The sequence below is a fragment of the Chryseobacterium indologenes genome, from assembly GCF_002025665.1.
Taxonomy (GTDB): Bacteria; Bacteroidota; Bacteroidia; order Flavobacteriales; family Weeksellaceae; genus Chryseobacterium; species Chryseobacterium metallicongregator.
On sequence record NZ_CP018786.1, the window covers coordinates 4863503 to 4883034 of the forward strand.

General features: G+C 36.2%; 24 protein-coding genes. 16 read left to right on the forward strand and 8 right to left on the reverse strand.

The genetic code is table 11. The features are described 5' to 3' along the window. Nucleotides 1-189: 189 nt before the first annotated feature. Nucleotides 190-1302 carry an AI-2E family transporter gene (locus tag BUE84_RS21945; protein WP_034692644.1) on the forward strand — a complete coding sequence of 371 codons (1113 nt, stop codon included), beginning with the start codon at nucleotides 190-192 and terminating at the stop codon, nucleotides 1300-1302. Between the two features lie 119 nt (nucleotides 1303-1421). Here BUE84_RS21945 and BUE84_RS21950 read toward each other — a convergent pair whose 3' ends face one another. Next, the gene (locus BUE84_RS21950; protein ID WP_079243500.1) at nucleotides 1422-1661 is read right to left on the reverse strand and encodes a bacteriocin-like protein; all 240 of its coding nucleotides are present in this window, start codon (nucleotides 1659-1661) and stop codon (nucleotides 1422-1424) included. A gap of 153 nt (nucleotides 1662-1814) precedes the next feature. Between BUE84_RS21950 and BUE84_RS21955 the strand changes: the two genes are divergently transcribed. Continuing rightward, nucleotides 1815-2192, forward strand: a complete 378-nt coding sequence (locus BUE84_RS21955) for a DoxX family protein (protein ID WP_034692651.1) — start codon at nucleotides 1815-1817, stop codon at nucleotides 2190-2192. 114 nt (nucleotides 2193-2306) lie between these two features. Here BUE84_RS21955 and BUE84_RS21960 read toward each other — a convergent pair whose 3' ends face one another. Further along, nucleotides 2307-3665, reverse strand: a complete 1359-nt coding sequence (locus tag BUE84_RS21960; RefSeq protein ID WP_079243501.1) for an acyl-CoA dehydrogenase family protein — start codon at nucleotides 3663-3665, stop codon at nucleotides 2307-2309. A 208-nt stretch (nucleotides 3666-3873) separates the two neighbouring features. Between BUE84_RS21960 and BUE84_RS21965 the strand changes: the two genes are divergently transcribed. The 11 genes from BUE84_RS21965 (at nucleotide 3874) to BUE84_RS22015 (ending at nucleotide 14045) form a co-directional block, all read left to right on the forward strand. Continuing rightward, a complete protein-coding gene (locus BUE84_RS21965) occupies nucleotides 3874-4785 on the forward strand; it encodes a DUF4349 domain-containing protein (protein ID WP_079244009.1) in 912 nt (303 codons plus the stop codon). A gap of 157 nt (nucleotides 4786-4942) precedes the next feature. After that, entirely contained in the window at nucleotides 4943-5818 is an 876-nt protein-coding gene (locus BUE84_RS21970; RefSeq protein WP_079243502.1) for a TraB/GumN family protein, read from the forward strand. Between the two features lie 99 nt (nucleotides 5819-5917). Beyond that, complete coding sequence (locus BUE84_RS21975; protein WP_409993852.1) at nucleotides 5918-6352, forward strand: RNA polymerase sigma factor; 435 nt, start codon at nucleotides 5918-5920, stop codon at nucleotides 6350-6352. Beyond that, nucleotides 6342-6947, forward strand: a complete 606-nt coding sequence (locus tag BUE84_RS21980; protein ID WP_079243504.1) for a hypothetical protein — start codon at nucleotides 6342-6344, stop codon at nucleotides 6945-6947. Before BUE84_RS21975 ends, BUE84_RS21980 begins: the two co-directional genes overlap by 11 nt. 208 nt (nucleotides 6948-7155) lie before the next feature. Next, nucleotides 7156-8796: a glucose-6-phosphate isomerase gene (gene pgi, locus BUE84_RS21985; RefSeq protein ID WP_079243505.1), complete on the forward strand. Its 1641-nt coding sequence runs from the start codon at nucleotides 7156-7158 to the stop codon at nucleotides 8794-8796. A 47-nt stretch (nucleotides 8797-8843) separates the two neighbouring features. Then, on the forward strand, nucleotides 8844-9728 hold the full coding sequence (locus BUE84_RS21990; RefSeq protein WP_034692667.1) for a bifunctional 5,10-methylenetetrahydrofolate dehydrogenase/5,10-methenyltetrahydrofolate cyclohydrolase: 885 nt from the start codon (nucleotides 8844-8846) through the stop codon (nucleotides 9726-9728). 7 nt (nucleotides 9729-9735) lie between these two features. Then, on the forward strand, nucleotides 9736-10365 hold the full coding sequence (locus tag BUE84_RS21995) for a 7-carboxy-7-deazaguanine synthase QueE (protein ID WP_034692670.1): 630 nt from the start codon (nucleotides 9736-9738) through the stop codon (nucleotides 10363-10365). A 43-nt stretch (nucleotides 10366-10408) separates the two neighbouring features. Further along, nucleotides 10409-11779, forward strand: a complete 1371-nt coding sequence (locus BUE84_RS22000) for an exopolysaccharide biosynthesis polyprenyl glycosylphosphotransferase (RefSeq protein ID WP_079243506.1) — start codon at nucleotides 10409-10411, stop codon at nucleotides 11777-11779. Between the two features lie 103 nt (nucleotides 11780-11882). Further along, nucleotides 11883-12635 (forward strand): MlaE family ABC transporter permease, encoded by a 753-nt coding sequence (locus BUE84_RS22005; protein WP_034692676.1) that lies wholly within the window; start codon nucleotides 11883-11885, stop codon nucleotides 12633-12635. Continuing rightward, nucleotides 12635-13450, forward strand: coding sequence for an ABC transporter ATP-binding protein (locus BUE84_RS22010; RefSeq protein WP_034692677.1), 816 nt, complete (start codon nucleotides 12635-12637; stop codon nucleotides 13448-13450). The genes BUE84_RS22005 and BUE84_RS22010 overlap by 1 nt, the downstream gene beginning before the upstream one ends. Further along, nucleotides 13434-14045 (forward strand): outer membrane beta-barrel protein, encoded by a 612-nt coding sequence (locus BUE84_RS22015; RefSeq protein WP_034692679.1) that lies wholly within the window; start codon nucleotides 13434-13436, stop codon nucleotides 14043-14045. The genes BUE84_RS22010 and BUE84_RS22015 overlap by 17 nt, the downstream gene beginning before the upstream one ends. 36 nt (nucleotides 14046-14081) lie before the next feature. Here the strand turns inward: BUE84_RS22015 and BUE84_RS22020 are convergent, their stop codons facing one another. Together BUE84_RS22020 and BUE84_RS22025 are read right to left on the reverse strand one after the other, a co-directional pair. Then, nucleotides 14082-14393, reverse strand: coding sequence for a hypothetical protein (locus tag BUE84_RS22020; RefSeq protein WP_079243507.1), 312 nt, complete (start codon nucleotides 14391-14393; stop codon nucleotides 14082-14084). An 86-nt stretch (nucleotides 14394-14479) separates the two neighbouring features. Beyond that, on the reverse strand, nucleotides 14480-15286 hold the full coding sequence (locus BUE84_RS22025; RefSeq protein WP_079243508.1) for a M48 family metallopeptidase: 807 nt from the start codon (nucleotides 15284-15286) through the stop codon (nucleotides 14480-14482). A 105-nt stretch (nucleotides 15287-15391) separates the two neighbouring features. Here BUE84_RS22025 and BUE84_RS22030 point away from each other — a divergent pair, with 105 nt between their 5' ends. Next, entirely contained in the window at nucleotides 15392-15940 is a 549-nt protein-coding gene (locus BUE84_RS22030; RefSeq protein WP_079243509.1) for a DUF4251 domain-containing protein, read from the forward strand. On the opposite strand, the gene meaB is transcribed toward BUE84_RS22030, so the two are convergent. Next, entirely contained in the window at nucleotides 15937-16929 is a 993-nt protein-coding gene (meaB, locus tag BUE84_RS22035) for a methylmalonyl Co-A mutase-associated GTPase MeaB (RefSeq protein ID WP_079244010.1), read from the reverse strand. The genes BUE84_RS22030 and meaB overlap by 4 nt on opposite strands. A 198-nt stretch (nucleotides 16930-17127) precedes the next feature. On the opposite strand from meaB, the gene BUE84_RS22040 reads away from it, so the two are divergent. Continuing rightward, nucleotides 17128-17421: a c-type cytochrome gene (locus BUE84_RS22040; RefSeq protein WP_079243510.1), complete on the forward strand. Its 294-nt coding sequence runs from the start codon at nucleotides 17128-17130 to the stop codon at nucleotides 17419-17421. Between the two features lie 20 nt (nucleotides 17422-17441). Next, the gene (locus BUE84_RS22045; protein WP_034692685.1) at nucleotides 17442-17729 is read left to right on the forward strand and encodes a c-type cytochrome; all 288 of its coding nucleotides are present in this window, start codon (nucleotides 17442-17444) and stop codon (nucleotides 17727-17729) included. Between the two features lie 48 nt (nucleotides 17730-17777). Here the strand turns inward: BUE84_RS22045 and BUE84_RS22050 are convergent, their stop codons facing one another. The 3 genes from BUE84_RS22050 to BUE84_RS22060 are packed head-to-tail and all read right to left on the reverse strand — an operon-like array spanning nucleotide 17778 to nucleotide 19518. Then, nucleotides 17778-18284, reverse strand: a complete 507-nt coding sequence (locus BUE84_RS22050) for a tetratricopeptide repeat protein (protein WP_079243511.1) — start codon at nucleotides 18282-18284, stop codon at nucleotides 17778-17780. After that, nucleotides 18271-18969, reverse strand: coding sequence for a peptide chain release factor H (gene prfH, locus BUE84_RS22055; protein WP_079243512.1), 699 nt, complete (start codon nucleotides 18967-18969; stop codon nucleotides 18271-18273). Before prfH ends, BUE84_RS22050 begins: the two co-directional genes overlap by 14 nt. A gap of 3 nt (nucleotides 18970-18972) precedes the next feature. Next, the gene (locus tag BUE84_RS22060) at nucleotides 18973-19518 is read right to left on the reverse strand and encodes a hypothetical protein (RefSeq protein WP_079243513.1); all 546 of its coding nucleotides are present in this window, start codon (nucleotides 19516-19518) and stop codon (nucleotides 18973-18975) included. Nucleotides 19519-19532 lie beyond the last annotated feature (14 nt).

Genomic DNA, 19532 nt, shown 5'->3' on the forward strand with positions numbered 1-19532 from the left:
ACTTCTCAATAAAGAAACACGTTCTGATATTCAGGGCGTGTTTCTGTTTTAGATAAAAAAATCACAATCAACCTGGCTGGGTGGAATAAAATTTGATACAATCCAAGAAAATCCTGAAGGATTGAATAAAAAGTTTTTCAATTCAGAAGGGTTTTCTTATTTTTATTCCACACTGCATATTTTTAGATTATGAATTTCCTTAGACTTCCTTTCCTTGTCAAGCTTACCCTCGTGGTAGTTTCCATCATTGGACTTGGCTACCTTCTGGCATTAGGACAGAGTATTTTAGCTCCGTTTTTCCTGGCATTCCTTATGGCGATGCTGTTTTTGCCTGCAGCTACTTTTATGGAAAGAAAGCTAAGATTTCCAAGATCTATGTCTACCATGACTTCAGTATTTATTATGCTGATGATTTTAAGCGGTATTATTTATTTCTTTACCAATCAGCTGTCTGATTTCAGTAAGGATCTTCCGCACCTCAAGGAACAGTTTACCACTGTTTTTAATAGCCTCCAGCATTGGGTTTCCAAAACATTCAATGTGAAAGTGGATGAACAGGTGGATTACATTAACCAAGGATTAACTAAACTTCTGTCTTCTTCGGGAGTCATTTTAGGATTTACATTTGGGATTTTTTCAACAGGCTTCGGCTTCATTATATTTTTCACCCTGTTTTTTATCTTTATTTTAAATTACAGAAGACTTTTAAATAATTTTATCGTTACTGTTTTCAACGAAAGACATAAAGCCAGTGTACAGGAAGCTGTAAATGAGATTCGAATCATGACCAAGAAATATATCTTCGGACTCTTTCTTCAGGTAATTATCGTATCTGTTCTTACTTCCACTCTCCTTACGATTCTGGGAGTGAAATATGCGATTCTTTTAGGAGTTTTAACAGGATTACTAAACGTTATTCCGTATCTGGGAATCTTTATCTCACTTTTAATTTCCTGTTTTATAGCATTTGCCACTTCTACTCCTTCAACATGTATTTATGTTGCTTTAGGATATATTGCGATTCATGCTGTAGATGGTAATATTGTCCTTCCATTTGTTGTGGGTTCTAAAGTAAAGATCAATGCTTTATTTTCTTTTATCGGAATTCTTTTAGGGGAACATCTTTGGGGAATTGCAGGAATGTTCCTGTGTATTCCGGCCATTGCAATTATAAAAATCATCTGTGAAAGAGTAGATGATCTCAAACCTTGGGGAAGATTGCTCGGAGAAGAGCCCAAACCTCATAAGAAGAAAAAAAGCTACAAAATTTCCAAGAATATCACTTTGAAGGAAATGGACTAGAGTATGAGTAATAAGTAATAGGCAAAGGGTAATAATTGGCCTAATCCTAACTTTGAATGCTTACATATTAAACTTTAAATAAAAAAGACTGCCTTTTTCAAGACAGTCTTTTTTTATTGTTATGACACAGCACACCAAGGACTCATTCCATTTGGACAGGTATCTGTGCACAGAATATAAGTTTGGCTATCCGGACAGTATCCTTTATCCGGTTCCGGAGTTCCTCCTCCACCTCCAATACAAGGATGACCTGCAGGAATTTTACATGGACAATCTATTGGTCCTATATCACATTTCTCAATTCCTCCCTGGATTTCTCTCAAATTTGTACGGTTTAATTTTTTAAGATTTTTCAACATAATATTATTAGTTTAGTTTGAATCTCAAATATAAACAATGAAATTATTCAAAACTCAACATTAACCTATCATTAACATTAATTATATATTTTTCACAAAAACACAGTCAACGAATCCCATTTTTATTTTACATTTGATATAAAATCATCAATCATGAAAATAGTAAAATTTATCTTATGCTTACTTTTCGGGCTTATGTTTATTAATGCCGGGCTAAACAAGTTTTTTAACTATATGCCCATGGAAAAACCTACTCCTGAACAAATGAAACTTTTCGCTGCTTTTGGAGAAATCAGCTGGCTGATGCCTTTAGTGGGGATTGTAGAGGTCATTGGCGGGTTATTATTTATTTTCCCAAAAACAAGAGCGTTGGGTGCAATTGTTATTTTACCTGTCATGGTAGGAATTGTTACCCATGTTTTCACAATGGATAAATCTCCTATGGGAATGGGTATCGCCGGGGTGATGTTCCTGATCAACCTTTGGATGATTATTGACAACAAGGAAAAATATAAACACTTAGTTTCATAAGGTAGCAGGTAATAGATTGCAGGTAATAGGTTGCAGCGCCAGTAAACTTCAGATGAAGTCTATTGTTGCTTTTCACTACCTGTAACCTATTATCTGCTACCTGCTACCTACTTTCTACACAAAAGCACTGAAACCTGTAATCGATCGTCCCACGATGAGCGAGTTGATTTCTTTTGTTCCTTCGTAAGAATAAATGGCTTCTGCATCGGCAACAAATCTTGCAACATCATACTCGAGCAGAATTCCGTTCCCGCCCATCACTTCCCTTGCTCTGGAAACAATGTCTCTTGTTCTGAGGGTACAGAAAACTTTAGCTAAAGAAGCGTGTTCATCTTTTAAAATTCCTTCATCCTGCATTTCAGACAGTCTGAAAACCATCGTCTGCATAGCGGTAAGATTAGACAACATTTCAACCAGATGTCCCTGAATCATTTGGAATGAGGCAATGGGTCTTCCAAACTGTTCTCTTTTTCGGGTATAATCCAAAGCACTTTCATATGCTCCGCGTGCACAACCTGTGGCCATCCATGCTACTCCAGCTCTTGTCATTCTCAGTACTTTTCCTGTATCTTTAAAGGAATTGGCATTCTGTAAACGGTTTTCTTCGGTTACAAGACAGTCTTTTAACGTAATCAATCCGTTCTGAACAATCCTTAAAGCCATTTTTCCCTTGATCTTTTCTACAGAATATCCCGGATTATCTTTTTCTACAATAAATCCTTTCACCTCTCCGCTATCCAGATCCCTTGCCCAGATAATAATCAGATCAGCGAAAGTAGCATTCCCGATCCATTTTTTCTGACCATTAAGAACCCAGCCTTCCGGTGTCTTTTTACAGGTTACGGTAAGCCCTCCCGCTGCTCCGGATCCAACTTCCGGCTCTGTAAGTCCAAAGGCTCCTATTTTTTCAAATTTCTGCATCTGCGGAAGCCATTTCTGCTTTTGCTCTTCAGAACCACAGATATAAATAGAACCCATTGCCAACCCTGATTGTACCCCGAAAAAAGTGGCAATAGAAGCATCTACTCTTGCCATTTCCATAGCAATGACACCTTCCATCAGGAAAGGCATTCCCGGACAGCCATACCCTTCATAAGTAACGCCACAAATATTGAGTTTCTGGAATTTCGGGATCAATTCAAAAGGAAATTCATCTCTGAGCCAGTAGTGATTCACCAGAGGTTTTACTTCCTTTTCCATGAAAGCCCTTACTTTAAGCTGAATTTCACGCTGTTCCGGAGTAAGCGTATGGTAGATATCATAAAAATCTCCGTCAATGGGTGGAAGTTCTTTCTTTTTCTTTTCGGGATCAAGCATTTTCATAAGCCCGGAAAGCTGCTTATCATCCAGTTTTGAGAAATTCTGCATCAGTTTTGGCAGATCTACCTTTTGAGAAATGGTGCTCAACTGATCGAAATCTATGGATCTAAATAATTCTATTGCGTTTCTGATTTTGGAAAAAGTATTTGACATAGTGATAGATTGTAGTTTTGGTTTGTAAAAGATAAGCAAAAATTGCTCCGAAAGCAATGACTGAGGTTCAAGTATGTTTTACAAAACACTCAAATTCAACTTATTAAAACCGAAAATTCCGTTTACAAACTTTTTACTTTTGATTTTCAAGCGTTACAAAAGATCCTGCCTGAACTTTGACTCAAGGAAAACATTAAAAATCAACGCTATGAAAACTACTTACATTAAACTATCTCTATCCGCTGTTCTTTTATTAGGAATTTATTCATGTAAAAAAGGTGAAGTTTCTGAAACAGAGCTTAATGCTTATGCTACTACAGATTCAGCTGCTGCAGTTGTTTCAGACAGTATTTCATCTGTAGCCAATATGAAAGTAAAAGACAAGCAATTTATCAAGACTGCAGATGTCAATATGGAGGTAAAAGATGTGTATAATACAACTATTGCCATTGAAAAATCAGTACAAGAGCTTGGAGGATTTGTCACCAACAGTAATCTTCAAAGTAACGTTATTTCTGAAAACACTTACAATACGTCCAATGAAGAGGCTATGCTGGTCAAAAAATACCAGACGGAGAATAGAATGCAGGTACGTATTCCTACGGAAAAGCTTGGTGAACTATTAACAGCTATCAATACAAACAAATTATTTCTGAATTCGAGATCGATCAATGCAGAAGATGTAACAGCCAACATCAAGTATTCTGAACTGGAAGGAAAAAGAAATCAAAAAACTTCTGAGAACATCAGTAAGTTGAAAACAAATAAAGATAAAGTAACCCTTGATGACGAAAATATGTCTGAAGGAAATCTTCAAAAGCTCTCCAGCATGAATATGACAGATGATCTGAAATACAGCACGATTGACATTTACATCAAAGAACCTCAATTGCGCATTGCAGAAATTGCTGTCACCAACACTACAAGTATTGATAATAAGTATAAATACAATTTCATCTATGACGCAAAAGACGGATTTGTGTACGGATTCTACCTGATTCAGAGAATTATCGTTGCTCTTATCAATGTATGGCCTCTTGTATTAATTGCTGCTGCAATCCTCTATTTTTTAAGAAGAAGAAAAATTTCAAAACCTGAGTATTCAAAAAACCAGGAATAAAAAATCATCCTAACCAATTGGTTATCATCATAATTTTAGATTTTACAGCCTCCTGTTTTCAGGAGGTTTTTACTTTTTTTGAAAAAAAACTGTAACGATTGTAATGCCTGCTTTACCTACTGTTTAAAAGAACAGAAAATCAAAAAAAATTAATACTATGGAAAACTTAATAAAACTTGGAGTTGCAGTGTTACTATCACTGAATTCAATTACAGCAAATGCCCAAAATAAAAGTGATGAAAAAGAAAACAGCCTGCTTTGGGAAGTATCCGGAAACGGACTGGCCAGGCCTTCTTACATTACCGGAACTTTTCATATCTTATGCAGTAAAGATTTTGAAATAAAACCGAAAGTTTGGAATGCACTCAACAAGTCAGAAAGCTTTGTAATGGAAATCAATTATACAGATCAAAGTGAAATGGCTTCAATCCAAAAAATGATGGCTGCTGATAAAAAGATATCTGAACAGCTAACAGCCAGTGAAGCCAAAGATTTAGATAAAACATTAGCCAATTATGGAACCTCGCTGAAAAACATTGATTCCCATAGCTCAACAGCACTATATTCCCTCGTTGCCACAAAAGCAATCCCTTGCCCTCAGAATGAAGTGAAAATGTATGAAATAGAACTGCTGAAAACGGCCTTGCAGAATAAAAAAAGTGTAAGCGGTCTGGAGAAAGTTGACGATCAGACCAATGCAATAAGCCAGGCATATGATCTGAAAGAAACAATTTCACAATTAAAATTAGGTGATGAATATGCAGTTGCAGCCAAACAAATGACAGAAGCATTTAAAAATGAAAACCTTAAAGAGTTGGATTTGCTAATCAAAAATCCAAAATTCATGAACAATAAACAGGAAAAGCTCGTTCTTACCGACAGGAATAAAAAATGGGTAGAAAAAATGCCGGAAATGATGAAAAATCAGAGCTCTTTCTTTGCCGTAGGAAGTGGACACCTTTGGGGAGAAAACGGACTCATCAATCTCCTGAGAGCAAAAGGTTACACTGTAAAACCTGTATCGAGTTTATAACACTAACCCAACCATGAAACTATTGTGAGTAATCCAACTGAAACTGCTTTTTTAAAGCTCGTCAACCAGCACAAGGGCATTTTATACAAAGCCTCACGGATCTATGCAGATTCTGTAGAGGACCGGGAAGACCTGCAGCAGGAGATTCTCATCCAGCTTTGGAAATCTTATCAGAATTTCAAAGGAAACAGTGAGTTCTCCACCTGGATGTATCGGGTTGCAATCAATACTGCCATTACCTATTTAAAAAAGGAAAAGCAGAGATCTAATAACCATACGGATGCTCCTTCTCATTTTGAAGTGCAGCAGGAGGATTACAACCCTGCAAAGGACAGGCAGCTGGAAATTTTCTACAGTGCCGTCCAGGAGCTGAACTCTCTGGAAAAAGCCGTCATATTTTATTTCATGGAAGGAATGTCACACAAAGAAATAGGAAACAATTTAGGTCTCAGTGAAGGCAATGCTCGTGTGAAACTCAACAGAACAAAAGAAAAAATACAGCAAATCATAAAAAAATCAGGTTATGAATTTTGATCAATTAAAAGAACAGTGGAATAAAGAAGACAGTGATGTCCATATCCCTGATACAATACAGCAATTAAAGGAAAGCAAACATCCTATAGAAAAGATTCAGAAAAATATGAAGAAAGAATTTCCTATGCAGATTATTGCTATTATTCTCATGGCTTTTTTTCCACTTCAGTTTAAATTTCCATCTTCACAATACATTATTTATTATGTATCCTATATCGTGATGGTCGTTATATCTTCGTATTATCTGTTTGGGTTTTATAAATTCTACAAACAGACAGAACTTTATACAGGAAATACCAAAAACAGCCTTTGGAAAATATACCATGAGCTTCGCCTGAATATGGAACGATACCAGTCTTTCGGATTTTTATTACTTCCTCATTTACTTATAACTATTGGACTGGTTATCTACAATACGATGAAAGAGCAAGGAAAGTCTTTACCAGAGCTTTCTGCTTCTCACCAACAGGGATTAATCATTGCGGTACTGATAGGAACATTAGGGTTTATAACCAGCATTGTTCTATGGACAAAATACATCTATGGAGGCAGCGCAAAACAATTGGAAAACATTCTCAATGAAATGGATGAATAATATCCTGAAAACTATCGCAAAAACACATTTTATACAACCTCAGACCTATTCTGAGGTTGTGTTTTTTTTAAAAAATCGTTATTTATCCTCTTCAAATTTATCAGAGGTTTTATTTTTCCGTAAATTTGCAAATCAGAAATAAATCATTATGGATTATGACCTATTCTCATCCGATACATGATCTTCTGAGCGATAAAAATTCTGTAATATGCTATCAAAAATAAATCCAACACAAACTAGCAGCTGGAAAGCACTTGATGAACACTTCGGTGGAAATGACTTTGATCTTAGAACTCTTTTCCAGTATAACCCGAACCGTTTTAATGAGTTTTCTCTACAAAAGGACAACTATCTTTTTGATTATTCTAAAAACCTGATTGATTCAAGAACAAAGGATCTTTTATTGCAATTGGCTGAAGAAAGCCAGTTAAAAGATGCTATTTCCAGAATGTTCTCGGGAGATAAAATCAATGAAACAGAAGGAAGAGCAGTGCTGCACACGGCATTAAGAGATTTCTCAGACCGTGAAATTATTGTGGACGGAGAAAATATCAAACCACAAATCAAAAGAGTTCTTGAGCACATGAAATCTTTTTCTGAAAAAATTATTTCAGGAGAGCATAAAGGTTTCAGCGGAAAAGAGATTACAGACGTAGTCAATATCGGAATCGGAGGATCAGACTTAGGTCCTGTAATGGTTTGTTCAGCTTTAAAGCATTTTAAAACAAGATTAAACGCCCACTTTGTTTCCAACGTGGACGGAAATCATATTGCAGAAGTAGTTAAAGATTTAAATCCTGAAACCACTTTATTCATCATTGCTTCCAAGACTTTTACGACTCAGGAAACAATGACGAATGCAAATTCAGCAAAAGACTGGTTCCTGAAAGCTGGAAAACAGGAAGATGTAGCAAAACATTTCGTTGCTTTATCTACTAATATTGAAGAAGTTAAGAAGTTCGGAATCGCAGAAGAAAATATTTTTGAGTTCTGGGACTGGGTAGGTGGAAGATATTCTCTTTGGAGTGCTATCGGACTAAGTATTGTACTTTCTGTAGGATATGAAAACTTTGAGCAGCTTTTAAGAGGTGCTTTTGATACAGACCAACACTTCCAGACTGCAGACTTTTCTGAAAATGTTCCTGTATTAATGGGACTTTTGGGAATCTGGTATCGTAATTTCTATGCAGCAACTACTTATGCTATCTTACCTTATTCTCAATATCTGGACAGATTTGCAGCGTATCTTCAGCAGGGAGATATGGAAAGTAACGGAAAATGTGTAGACAGAAACGGTGAATTCGTAGAATATGAAACCGGACCTATCATCTGGGGAGAGCCGGGCACAAATGGTCAGCACGCATTTTATCAGCTAATCCATCAGGGAACAGAATTAATTCCGGCAGACTTTATTGCGTATGCAAAAAGCCCAAACAAAGTTTCGGATCATCAGGATAAATTATTAGCGAACTTTTTCGCTCAGACTGAAGCACTTGCCTTCGGAAAACTGGAAGAAGAAGTAGAAGAAGAATTGAGAAATGCAGGCAAATCTGATGAAGAAATAGACAGACTGATCAATTTCAAAGTCTTCCATGGAAATACTCCAACTAACTCAATACTATTCAACGAATTAACCCCTTTTTCACTAGGTCAGCTGATTGCTCTGTATGAACACAAAATTTTTGTTCAGGGTGTAATCTGGAATATTTTCAGCTTTGACCAGTTTGGAGTGGAATTAGGAAAAGTATTAGCCAATAAAATCCTTCCTGAGCTTGAGAACAATGAAGCAATAAGTTCTCATGATAGTTCTACCAACGGATTGATCAATTACTATAAGGAAAACAAATAGTAAATAAAAAGAAAGTAAAAGTAAATCTATAAAGTAAAAAAGTAAAAATGGCAGAAATTCTTGACGGACTTAAAGTATCCAAGGAAATTAAAGCAGAGATCAAGGTTGAAGTAGAAAAGATTCTCGCAAGCAAAAGAAGAGCTCCACACTTGGTGGCTATTCTTGTAGGAAATAATGGAGCTAGCAAGGCCTATGTAAACTCTAAAGTGAAAGACTGTGAGGAAGTAGGATTTCAATCCAGCTTAATCAAATTTCCAAGTACAGTTTCTGAATCTGAATTATTGGAAAAAATTGACGAGCTTAATAAATCTAAAGCAGTAGACGGATTTATCGTTCAGCTGCCTTTACCAGATCAGATTGACCAGGAAAAAATCATCAATGCTATTGACCCAAGAAAAGATGTGGATGGTTTCCACCCTGAAAACTTCGGAAAAATGGCTCTTGAAATGGATACTTTCTTACCGGCAACTCCTTTCGGAATTTTAACATTATTGGAAAGATATAATATTGAAACGAAAGGAAAAGACTGTGTAATTATCGGAAGAAGTAAAATTGTAGGAAGACCAATGAGTATTTTGATGGGAAGAAAAGATTTCCCTGGAAATTCCACTGTTACCCTTACACACTCATATACGAAAGACATCGAAGAGTATACAAGAAAAGCAGACATCGTTATTACTGCTTTGGGAGATCCACATTTCTTAAAAGGAGATATGATTAAAGAAGGAGCTGTAATCGTGGACGTAGGTATTACAAGAGTAGACAATGATTCTCCAAAAGGATATTACCTTGCAGGTGATGTAGATTTTGATAGTTGTGCTGCAAAAGCAAGCTGGATCACTCCGGTACCTGGAGGAGTAGGCCCAATGACAAGAGCGATGTTGATGAAAAACACCATCATTGCTTATAAAACTTCGGTCTATAACGACTAATTTTAAAATGAATAAAGAAGAAGATATTTTATTAAAAGAAGGTAAAATGCTCCCTGTGATGGAGCATTTTTACACTTTACAGGGAGAAGGTGCACACACCGGAAAAGCCGCATACTTTATCAGGCTGGGAGGCTGTGATGTAGGGTGTCACTGGTGTGATGTAAAAGAAAGCTGGGATCCGGAACTTCATCCCCTGATGAATGCAGAGGAAATTGCAGAAACTGCTGCTAAACACTGTAAAACAATAGTGTTGACTGGCGGTGAACCTTTAATGTGGAATTTAGATATTCTGACATCCAAACTAAAAGAACTAGGGTGTACTGTACATATCGAAACTTCCGGAGCTTATCCTATGAGCGGTCAACTGGACTGGATTACCCTTTCACCAAAGAAAACAGGGCTTCCTAAAGAAGAGATTTATCAAAAGGCCAATGAGCTTAAAGTCATTATTTTCAACCAGCATGATTTTACATTTGCTCAGGAACAGGCTGCAAAAGTTTCTGAAAACTGTAAGCTTTATCTTCAGAGTGAATGGAGCAAAAGAGATGATATGTATCCTAAGATTACAGATTTCATTCTGGAAAACCCTGAATGGCAGGCTTCTGTTCAGACGCACAAATATCTGAATATCCCGTAAAAAAGTGTAAATTAGCCGGGCTTATTCGCTATAATACCGATAGATGCAGAGAATTCGATACTCTAGATACCTGAAATCAATCATTATGTTGCTTGACCTCATGGTTATTGCATCTATCTTCATATTCTTTTTTATAAGCAGAAACGAAAGTTTAAAATACAATAAAGAAACCTGGTATCAGAATAGTTTTTCTCTGGTTCTGTTGTTTTTGTTCTGGGTACTATTAAGTGGTAGGACAAAAATATACAATATTCCGAGGAATCTTACTTATACCCTGTTCCTTGAACGCCTCTTAATCCATTTCCTCTTTTTTATACTGGGAGTACTGCTTATAGGAAAGGTAAGTAATAATGTATTTTTCAATTCGGATATTTACTGGCTTTCACTTTATCTCTTTATTGCCATTTTCCTGGCGAAATCATTAGTCTATTTCGCGATCAAGTACTTGCGATCTCTTGGAGCTAACTACAGAAATGTAATGTTTTTGGGAGACAGCCACTCTACAGAGATTCTTAAGAATATCTTTACAGAACGTAAAGATTATGGATACAGAATATTTGAATACGAGTATTCTGAGGTTAACATCAATGAACTGGTTTCTTTCTGGAAAAAGAACGGAATTCATACCTTGTTTTTATCTATGGAAAATTCTTATGATGAAACCATGGAAAATGAAATTTTCAGATTGGCTGAGGATAATAAGATTCATATTTCATTGATTCCAAGCATTACACAAAGTGATTTTTTCCTTTATGATCTTGGATATATACAAACCCAGCCGGTACTTAATCAGGCCAGATATCCGTTAGATTATTATTCTAATTTCCTGATGAAAAGGACATTAGATATTTTCTTTTCTGCTATTATATTGGTTTTCATTTGCTCATGGGTATTTCCAATTATTGCAATTTTAATCAAAACAACTTCTAAAGGTCCAGTATTTTTTATTCAGAAGAGATACGGTTTTCATGAGGAGGTTTTTAATTGTATTAAATTCAGAACAATGGTTGTCAATGATGAATCTACAACCAAAACCACCTCTGTAAATGATTCCAGAATTACCAGAGTGGGTAAATTTTTAAGGAAAACCAGTCTTGATGAACTTCCCCAATTCATTAATGTATTGAGAGGAGAAATGTCTGTAGTAGGTCCGCGCCCACATATGTTGGCTGTTGACAATTATTACAAACCCAAAATCGGAAGATATAGTCTGAGAAGTATGGTTAATCCGGGTATTACCGGATTAGCACAAGTAAATGGACTGCGTGGTGACTTCGGAGATGTAGAAGTAGAAATGAAAAAAAGAGTTCTGGCAGATGCATTCTATGTAAGAAACTGGAGTTTCGTACTCGATGTGGTTATTATTTTAAAAACCGTTTTATTGGTGATTGGAGGAGATAAAAACGCAAAATAAAGAGCGGAATAACATAAATATTGAAATAATTTTAACACAAAACCAAGCTTCGGTCTTATTCTTGACTGTAGTCCAATTAAATAAAAAAGTCTAATTTAGCAGTATGTTAAAAAAGTTTTTCACAGCGATAGGGGAATACATTATCCTCTTGGGAAAGTCCCTGCAGAAACCTCAGAAAATGAGAGTGTTCTGGAAGCTGTTCATGAGAGAAATTAATGATTTGGGAGTAAATTCTTTCGGGCTTGTCATCTTCACATCCATCTTCGTGGGAGCTGTAGTTGCTATTCAGATGTTCAATAACTTTGATGCTTCTTCCTTTCCTATTCCGCCATCATTTGTAGGATATGCTACAAAAGCGGTATTGGTATTGGAATTCGCACCTACCATTATCAGCCTTATTCTGGCGGGTAAGGTAGGATCATATATTGCTTCCAGTATCGGAACAATGAGGGTTTCAGAACAGATTGATGCCTTGGATATTATGGGAGTAAACTCACCCAATTTCCTGATATTTCCTAAAATCATTGCCTGTATGCTGTTTAATCCTCTCCTTATTGCCATCAGTATTGTATTTGGTATTGGTGGAGGTTATATTGCCGGGATTCTAACAGGAAACTGGACAGAGAACGATTATATTGTTGGTATTCAAATGTATATGCCAAATTTATTCATTTACTATGCATTTACCAAAACAATCGTTTTTGCTTTTATCATTGCAACAGTACCTTCTTATTTCGGATACAATGTAAAAGGAGGATCTTTGGAAGTAGGTAGAGCCAGTACACAGGCCGTAGTATGGACAATGGTGTTCATTATTATCTCTGAATTAATTTTAACCCAATTAATATTAAGCTGATGATTGAGGTAAAAGATCTTAAGAAAAGTTTTGATGATGTTGAAGTGCTTAAGGGAATTTCAACTTCATTTGATAAAGGAAAAGTAAACTTAATCATTGGGCAGAGTGGTTCCGGAAAAACCGTTTTTCTAAAAAGTTTATTGAATGTTTATATGCCTTCATCAGGAGAAATTCTGTTTGACGGAAAAGATATCAATACCATGACCAGAGATGAAAAACAGCATCTCCGTTCAGAAATCGGAACCGTTTTCCAGGGAAGTGCCTTATTTGACTCTCTAACAGTGGAAGAAAATATCATGTTCCCTCTTGACATGTTTACCAATCTTACCTACAGAGAAAAAAAGAAAAGAGTTTTTGAAGTAATAGGAAGAGTACATCTTGATAAAGCAGAAAAAAAATATCCTTCCGAAATTTCAGGAGGTATGCAGAAAAGGGTGGCTATTGCAAGAGCTATTGTCAACAATCCTAAGTATCTGTTTTGTGATGAGCCCAATTCCGGGCTGGATCCCTATACCTCCAAGATTATTGATGATCTTCTTTACGAAATCACAAAAGAATATAATACTACCACCATCATCAATACCCATGATATGAACTCTGTAATGACGATTGGCGAGAAAATTGTATACCTAAGATTGGGAATTAAAGAATGGGAAGGTAACAAAGACATTCTGATCACTGCAGGCAATAAAAATCTGATTGACTTCGTTTATTCTTCAGAACTGTTTAAAGAGCTGAGAGAATATTTACTTGAGAATAATAAAACGATTGAAACGACAAATACAAAAATAGACGATAATGAAAAAGGTACTTAGTATAGCGTTATTAGGGTTTTCAATGTGGGCTTCTGCACAGATTTCACTGGCAGGTAAAGCCAACTTAATTTTTCCAACAGGCTCACCTTCATGGTCCAATATTAAAGGAACAGTGAATGATGCTATTGCAGGAACAGGTAAAAATAATGTAGGTTTCAATGTTGGACTTTCATTAAAAGTGGGGCTTCCTACTTCATTGTTTGTAATGCCGGAAATTTATTATACTCATTTTAAAAATGAGTTTACCACAGAGAACACTACTTTTGACGTAAAAAGCAACCGTATTGATGTTCCGGTTCTTTTAGGATATAATCTTTTAGGGAATATGCTTGGAGTTTTTGTAGGACCTGTAGGAAGTTTTAACTTAAACAAAGACAATACTTACAACGATTTCAAAGAAAATGCTAAAAATGACTTTACCGTAGGATATCAGTTTGGTGCACAGCTTGAAATTAAAAAGCTTATTGTAAATGCAAGATATGAAGGTGCTTTCAGCAAAGACGAAAGAAACTTCATCAACAAAGTTTCTGGTTCAGAAATCAGATATGATAACAGACCTAACTTGTTTATGGTAGGTTTAGGATATAAATTCTAATGAATTATCGAAAATAACAACTTTAAACCCTCAAATTTAAATTTGAGGGTTTTTATTTTGATTTTCAAGCTCAGCCTGACGTTTTGCAATTTCTGCAGCCTGTTTTTCAAGATCTTCTTTGTCTTTTTGTAACTGCTTGAATTCTTTTTTCTTCTGTTCCGCTTTTATAGCGCTTCCTTTACTTACATATCCTACCATTCCTCCAATGATAAGCCCGATCCCGATTCCTGCCATAATTCCCATAATGTGAGAAATTTTTATTTGTTCTACGGCAAAATCGGTTGTTAAATAGAAAAGTAATGCAGAAACAGCCAAAAGTATAAGTCCGGTAATTGATAAACTCTTCATAATATTGTGTTTAGGTGATTACATAAAAAAGCCTTACCAAATTTACTAAAAATTTAATAAGGCAATATTCAAGATTAAAATTCTAATTATATTTTTCCTCCCGCAGCCTTATAGTATTCCAAAGCTTTTGGAAGATCTTTGTTGATATCTGAAATTCTTGTTTCCGGATTCGGGTGGGTAGATAAGAACTCAGGTTGTCTTGCTCCTGTAGATGCGGCTTCCATTCTGTTCCAGAAAGGGATGGCTGCTCTTGGATCATATCCTGCCATAGACATCAGGTAAAGTCCCATTTCATCTGCCTCAGATTCCTGACCTCTTCCGTATTTCAATAAAGCAACCTGTGAACCGATAGGGTAAACCTTCTGGAAAACACTTGCCCATTGTGAATTTGAGATTGTTCCTCCCAGGATTGCCCCTCCATACTGAGCTACCATTGCCTGAGAAATTCTTTCGTTTCCGTGGCCTGCCAATGCATGGGAAACTTCATGTCCCATTACTACTGCAAGTCCGTTATCGTCTTTTGTTACCGGTAATATTCCGGTATAGACAGCTACTTTTCCACCAGGCATACACCAGGCGTTCAGCTCATTGCTCTGCAAAAGATTAAATTCCCAGCTGTAACTTGCAAGATCTGCTGATCTTCCAATACTCTGATAATATCTTTCTGCTGCATTTTTAATTCTGTTTCCTACATTTACCACTCTCTTTGCATCTGCTGTACCGGTAATCACTTTACCTTTAGACAATGTCGTTCTATATTCCTGGGAAGACATTGTTAAAATTTCCGAATTGTTGGCCAGCTGTAAAGAAGACCTCCCCGTAATCGGGTTTGTAGTACAGGCAACAGCCGATAGAGCAATAGCCCCCATTCCAAATAGATGTGTAACTTTCATAGTTTGAGTGTTAATAATTCAACCTTAACAATTTTTATTCCAAAATATTTCAGAAAGAATATATTTGCATACATTTTGCTGTTTAAATTTAATAATTATATCATTATGAAAAAGTATATTTCTTTACTGATGATTTTTGGATTCCTGTTCTTATTTCAGAGCTGTGCTTCACAAGGTTCATTAGATCCGAAAACAGTGGACACTTTGGTGAATGCTCAGGAGTTTACGTTCTATGCACAAAGAGCCAATCCTACGAATTATGATGTTATCAATGTCATGAATTCAATGCCTAATACCACTGCAACAAGAATGTTGAATCTGAATGGAGAGTATACCATTGATGTCAGTAAAAATACACTGGATGTAGTGTTGCCTTATTTTGGAAGGATGTTCAATCCAACTTTTGGAAGTGCCAGTGATAACAGCTACCGATTTACTTCAAAAGATTTTACGGTAACTAAAACTCAGAATAAAAAAGGAACCTGGACTTTAAAGTTCAAACCTAAAGATGTAAGAAACGTAGACGAAGTTAATATTGAAGTATTTAAAAACGGTAAAGCTTTTGTTTCTATGAGAAGTAGTGACAGACAGCCTATTACTTATGATGGATACATTTCTAAAACTGAGGTAAAACAGGAAAAAGAGAAACTTTAATCCCTGTTTTCGTTCGATAAAAATTTTTCAACAAATAATTTTGCTTCAGTACTTGGATTGGAAACCATGGCTGAAGCATTTTTTTTGTGCATATGATAAGCTTCTTCTACAGTATTGCTCTTTTTCATCAGGGACAGAATATATTCCTGAACCCAATATTCAAATCGTTTTTCAGCCTGCTGAACACGAATTTCTTCAAACCGGCCGCTTTTCTTTTTCAGATCAATAAATTCGAATATTGCATCATAAACTTCCTGTAATCCTTGATTATGAAGCGCAGAACCTAGTAAAACAGGAATCTTCCATCCTTTTTCTTTAGGTGGAATAAAGTCTAGAGCTCTTTTTAATTCAAGCCTTGTATTTTTCGCTTTCTGAAGATTGTCCTGGTCTACTTTATTGATGAAAATAAGGTCTACCATTTCCATGATACCTCTTTTTATGCCCTGAAGCTCGTCTCCTCCCCCAATGATTTTAAGGAATAAAAAAACATCAGTAATATCAGCCACCAGAACTTCTGATTGCCCTACTCCTACGGTTTCTATTAAAATATAGTCATAGCCTGCAGCTTCGCAGATCATCATGGTTTCAAAAGTTGTATTGGCTACTCCTCCCAGAAATCCTGAGCTGGGAGAAGGACGAATGAATGCATTTTCTTCTTTAGCCAGTTCCTCCATTCTGGTTTTATCCCCCAAAATACTTCCTTTGTTGATAGCCGAGCTTGGGTCAATAGCCAAAACGGCAACTTTTTTCCCCTGAGCAATAACCAGGCGGCCAAAGTTTTCTATAAAAGTGGACTTACCTGCTCCGGGAACACCCGTTACTCCTACCCTTACAGAGTTTCCGGTAAGAGGCATAATTTTCTTCAACAATTCTTCTGCCTGTACTCTGTGCTCTGCTTTCTTACTTTCAACCAATGTAATAGCTTTCGCAATCAGGCGTTTGTTTCCTGACTGTATTCCCTCTATTAGTTCTTCTGTAGAAAATTTCATTAATTCAAAATTAATAATTAAAATGGGAATGGTCAATACCCGGATCATAATGATCACACAAAAGAAACAAATTGTCTTTATTTCAAATTATCAATTTTTCATGAATTTAGTTTTTATTTCTTCTAAATTAAAACTAGAACAGCCTGTATCAACGGCTTAAGGAATTTATTACATTTGTTATATATCAAAAGAAGGAACATGAAAAAACTCATCGTTGCGGCTTCGTTTACTGCTATTTTGCTGGTTTCCTGTACGCCGAAAGCTGCTACATCCACTGCTACTGCAGGAACTTCAACATCTACTGCAGAACAGATTGCTCAGGGAAAAACTATTTTTGAAAACTCTTGCGGAAGATGTCACAAATTACCAGATCCTGCTTCACACAATCCTGTACAATGGGTGGGAATTATGAATTCTATGGCTCCAAAAGCAAAACTGACGGATGAGCAGCATCAATGGGTTTATGATTATATTGTTTCTGTAAAGAAGTAATCATCAAATAAAAATAGGATATGAAAAAATTCATTTTAACGGGTATTGCAGCATCAGCATTTCTGGTATCCTGCGGGCCTAAAAGTGTGGCCGTTACAGGGCCAAAGTATACCTCATCTGAGCAGTTGGCACAAGGAAAAACCATTTTTGAAAATTCCTGTGCAAAATGCCATAAGCTTCCAGAGCCAACCAAGCATGACAACCAGGGATGGATCAATACCTTAAGCAGAATGGCTCCAAAGGCCAAACTTACTGATGACCAGCATCAAATGGTGTATGATTATCTGATCTCTGTCAATAAAAAATAAGCTTTCTAATGAAAGCTTATTTTTTTAATTCAAATACGGTCAAACAGATTATTCTGCCTTTTTTACGGTTCTTGTCCTGGTTACTTTTCCTTTAACCAGTTTCTCTCTGTCTTCAATAATTTCGAGTGCTGCACGATTGTAAGCAAATTTTTTAGCTTCTTTAAGCGTTGTCAAAGCTTGTTTGTATTCAAATTTTCTTTCCTGTAAAAGAGACAAACAGTTCAGAATTTCAGATTTATCAATTCCTTTTAGTTTCAGAGAGAACTCAATTAATTTTTCTGCTTCTTTGTAATCTTCATTACTCAATAGACATTCAATATAATATCTGGGAGTATTGATATTTCCGATATTACTCTGCATGGCTTCATCAAAGTATTTCTTGGCTGTTTCATAATCCTTCAATTCTTCTGAATATACTCTTCCCATGAGACAAAGACTGTCCGCATCTTCCGGTTCGTAAGATAAAGCATAATTCAGCGCATCCATACATTCAGAAAGATTGAATGGAAAGTAGTCTAATGCTTCAAAATAATATTTACTTTTAGTTAAGGTCATTTCTGTAATTTTTTAATTCATTTTTCAAGGCATTCCTTTGTTTTTTGAATGTCTTGTCTTCGTAATTCTTTTTAAAATCTGTCCCTGAGAATGTACGAACCGGATTTCCGCGTTCTACCTGCATCTGCATAGACCAGGTTGCTTTCAGTTTTCTTTCCAGTTGTTGGATATAAACCGCCATTACCTTTTCTTTGAGCCTGATAATGGATAGTTTTTTATTTTCCAGCTGTGAACGGGAATCCTGTACAAAAACAGTTTCGTTGGTAAGAATATGAGTGGCACGTACAGCAGTATTCACCTTGTTTACGTTTTGCCCTCCACTTCCCTGACTTCTCGCAGTCTGAAACCGGATGTCTTTTTCATGAAAGTCAATCATTTTGACATTTTCCAATTCGAAGATTCCGATAAACCAATTACTTCTTTTATGGAGCTTCCTGAATGTACTTTTTCCTATCCAGCAAACGCTTCCAAGCCAGCTTTTTAAAAACAAACTTAGATCTTTTCCTTTCAAAAGCAGAGTTACTGATTTTAGTGTCAGGTTCTCATCTCCATTTTCCCGATGAATAATTTCGTATTCTATTGTATTGTGTTTTGCCTCTTCAAGAAAGGTCTTCAGAACCTTGGCTACTACCCACTGGCATTCTAAAGGACCTCTTCCCGAAGTGATCTGTATTAATTTTTCCATTTTTTATGTTGGCATTTTGCTTAATAGAGGGTTTCCTACCGGATTTATTCCCTTTTGTAATAGTTCTTTTGCGGCCATCACTGCCCAGCATTTGTCACTGGAGTGAATATTTTTGTAAAAAGAAAGTAAAATATCAGGCCTCACAACGGTAAATCCATTGGTTTCCAATATCTCTAGATCATCTCTTTCAAAGAAGTCTATGGTAATTCTGTAGAATTTGTCATTTTCAAGCTTAACCGATTTTTCGTACCTGCGAAAGTTTTCTTCACTCGGCAGATGGTCATATCGGGTCCAGACTTTCTGGAATCCTTCCTGCTGAAGAATGATCACAACTTGTGCTACATTTTCTTTTTTTACAAAAACATCAATATCCTTATGATCATGAGCGTGTTTGTATTCTGTATGCCCTCTTTCAGACATAAAATGCCATGCCCAACCTCCTGATATAATGATTTTATCTTTTAATTTATCTAAAATTTCGAGCCCGAACCGGATTCTGAATTCAGGCCAGACTTCACCGTATCTTTTTATGTTATGTGGTGCTCCCATTTCTTTGTTTTTAA

Coding starts and splice junctions, on each gene's coding strand:
- BUE84_RS22015 (WP_034692679.1), top strand. CDS start 13,434: ATGAAAAAGGTACTTAGTATAGCGTTATTAGGGTTTTCAATGTGGGCT.
- BUE84_RS21965 (WP_079244009.1), top strand. CDS start 3,874: ATGAAAACTACTTACATTAAACTATCTCTATCCGCTGTTCTTTTATTA.
- BUE84_RS21990 (WP_034692667.1), top strand. CDS start 8,844: ATGGCAGAAATTCTTGACGGACTTAAAGTATCCAAGGAAATTAAAGCA.
- BUE84_RS22010 (WP_034692677.1), top strand. CDS start 12,635: ATGATTGAGGTAAAAGATCTTAAGAAAAGTTTTGATGATGTTGAAGTG.
- BUE84_RS22020 (WP_079243507.1), bottom strand. CDS start 14,393: ATGAAGAGTTTATCAATTACCGGACTTATACTTTTGGCTGTTTCTGCA.
- BUE84_RS22060 (WP_079243513.1), bottom strand. CDS start 19,518: ATGGGAGCACCACATAACATAAAAAGATACGGTGAAGTCTGGCCTGAA.
- BUE84_RS22050 (WP_079243511.1), bottom strand. CDS start 18,284: ATGACCTTAACTAAAAGTAAATATTATTTTGAAGCATTAGACTACTTT.
- meaB (WP_079244010.1), bottom strand. CDS start 16,929: ATGAAATTTTCTACAGAAGAACTAATAGAGGGAATACAGTCAGGAAAC.
- BUE84_RS21970 (WP_079243502.1), top strand. CDS start 4,943: ATGGAAAACTTAATAAAACTTGGAGTTGCAGTGTTACTATCACTGAAT.
- prfH (WP_079243512.1), bottom strand. CDS start 18,969: ATGGAAAAATTAATACAGATCACTTCGGGAAGAGGTCCTTTAGAATGC.
- BUE84_RS22040 (WP_079243510.1), top strand. CDS start 17,128: ATGAAAAAACTCATCGTTGCGGCTTCGTTTACTGCTATTTTGCTGGTT.
- BUE84_RS22045 (WP_034692685.1), top strand. CDS start 17,442: ATGAAAAAATTCATTTTAACGGGTATTGCAGCATCAGCATTTCTGGTA.
- pgi (WP_079243505.1), top strand. CDS start 7,156: ATGCTATCAAAAATAAATCCAACACAAACTAGCAGCTGGAAAGCACTT.
- BUE84_RS21955 (WP_034692651.1), top strand. CDS start 1,815: ATGAAAATAGTAAAATTTATCTTATGCTTACTTTTCGGGCTTATGTTT.
- BUE84_RS21995 (WP_034692670.1), top strand. CDS start 9,736: ATGAATAAAGAAGAAGATATTTTATTAAAAGAAGGTAAAATGCTCCCT.
- BUE84_RS21945 (WP_034692644.1), top strand. CDS start 190: ATGAATTTCCTTAGACTTCCTTTCCTTGTCAAGCTTACCCTCGTGGTA.
- BUE84_RS21960 (WP_079243501.1), bottom strand. CDS start 3,665: ATGTCAAATACTTTTTCCAAAATCAGAAACGCAATAGAATTATTTAGA.
- BUE84_RS22030 (WP_079243509.1), top strand. CDS start 15,392: ATGAAAAAGTATATTTCTTTACTGATGATTTTTGGATTCCTGTTCTTA.
- BUE84_RS21980 (WP_079243504.1), top strand. CDS start 6,342: ATGAATTTTGATCAATTAAAAGAACAGTGGAATAAAGAAGACAGTGAT.
- BUE84_RS22005 (WP_034692676.1), top strand. CDS start 11,883: ATGTTAAAAAAGTTTTTCACAGCGATAGGGGAATACATTATCCTCTTG.
- BUE84_RS22000 (WP_079243506.1), top strand. CDS start 10,409: ATGCAGAGAATTCGATACTCTAGATACCTGAAATCAATCATTATGTTG.
- BUE84_RS21950 (WP_079243500.1), bottom strand. CDS start 1,661: ATGTTGAAAAATCTTAAAAAATTAAACCGTACAAATTTGAGAGAAATC.
- BUE84_RS22025 (WP_079243508.1), bottom strand. CDS start 15,286: ATGAAAGTTACACATCTATTTGGAATGGGGGCTATTGCTCTATCGGCT.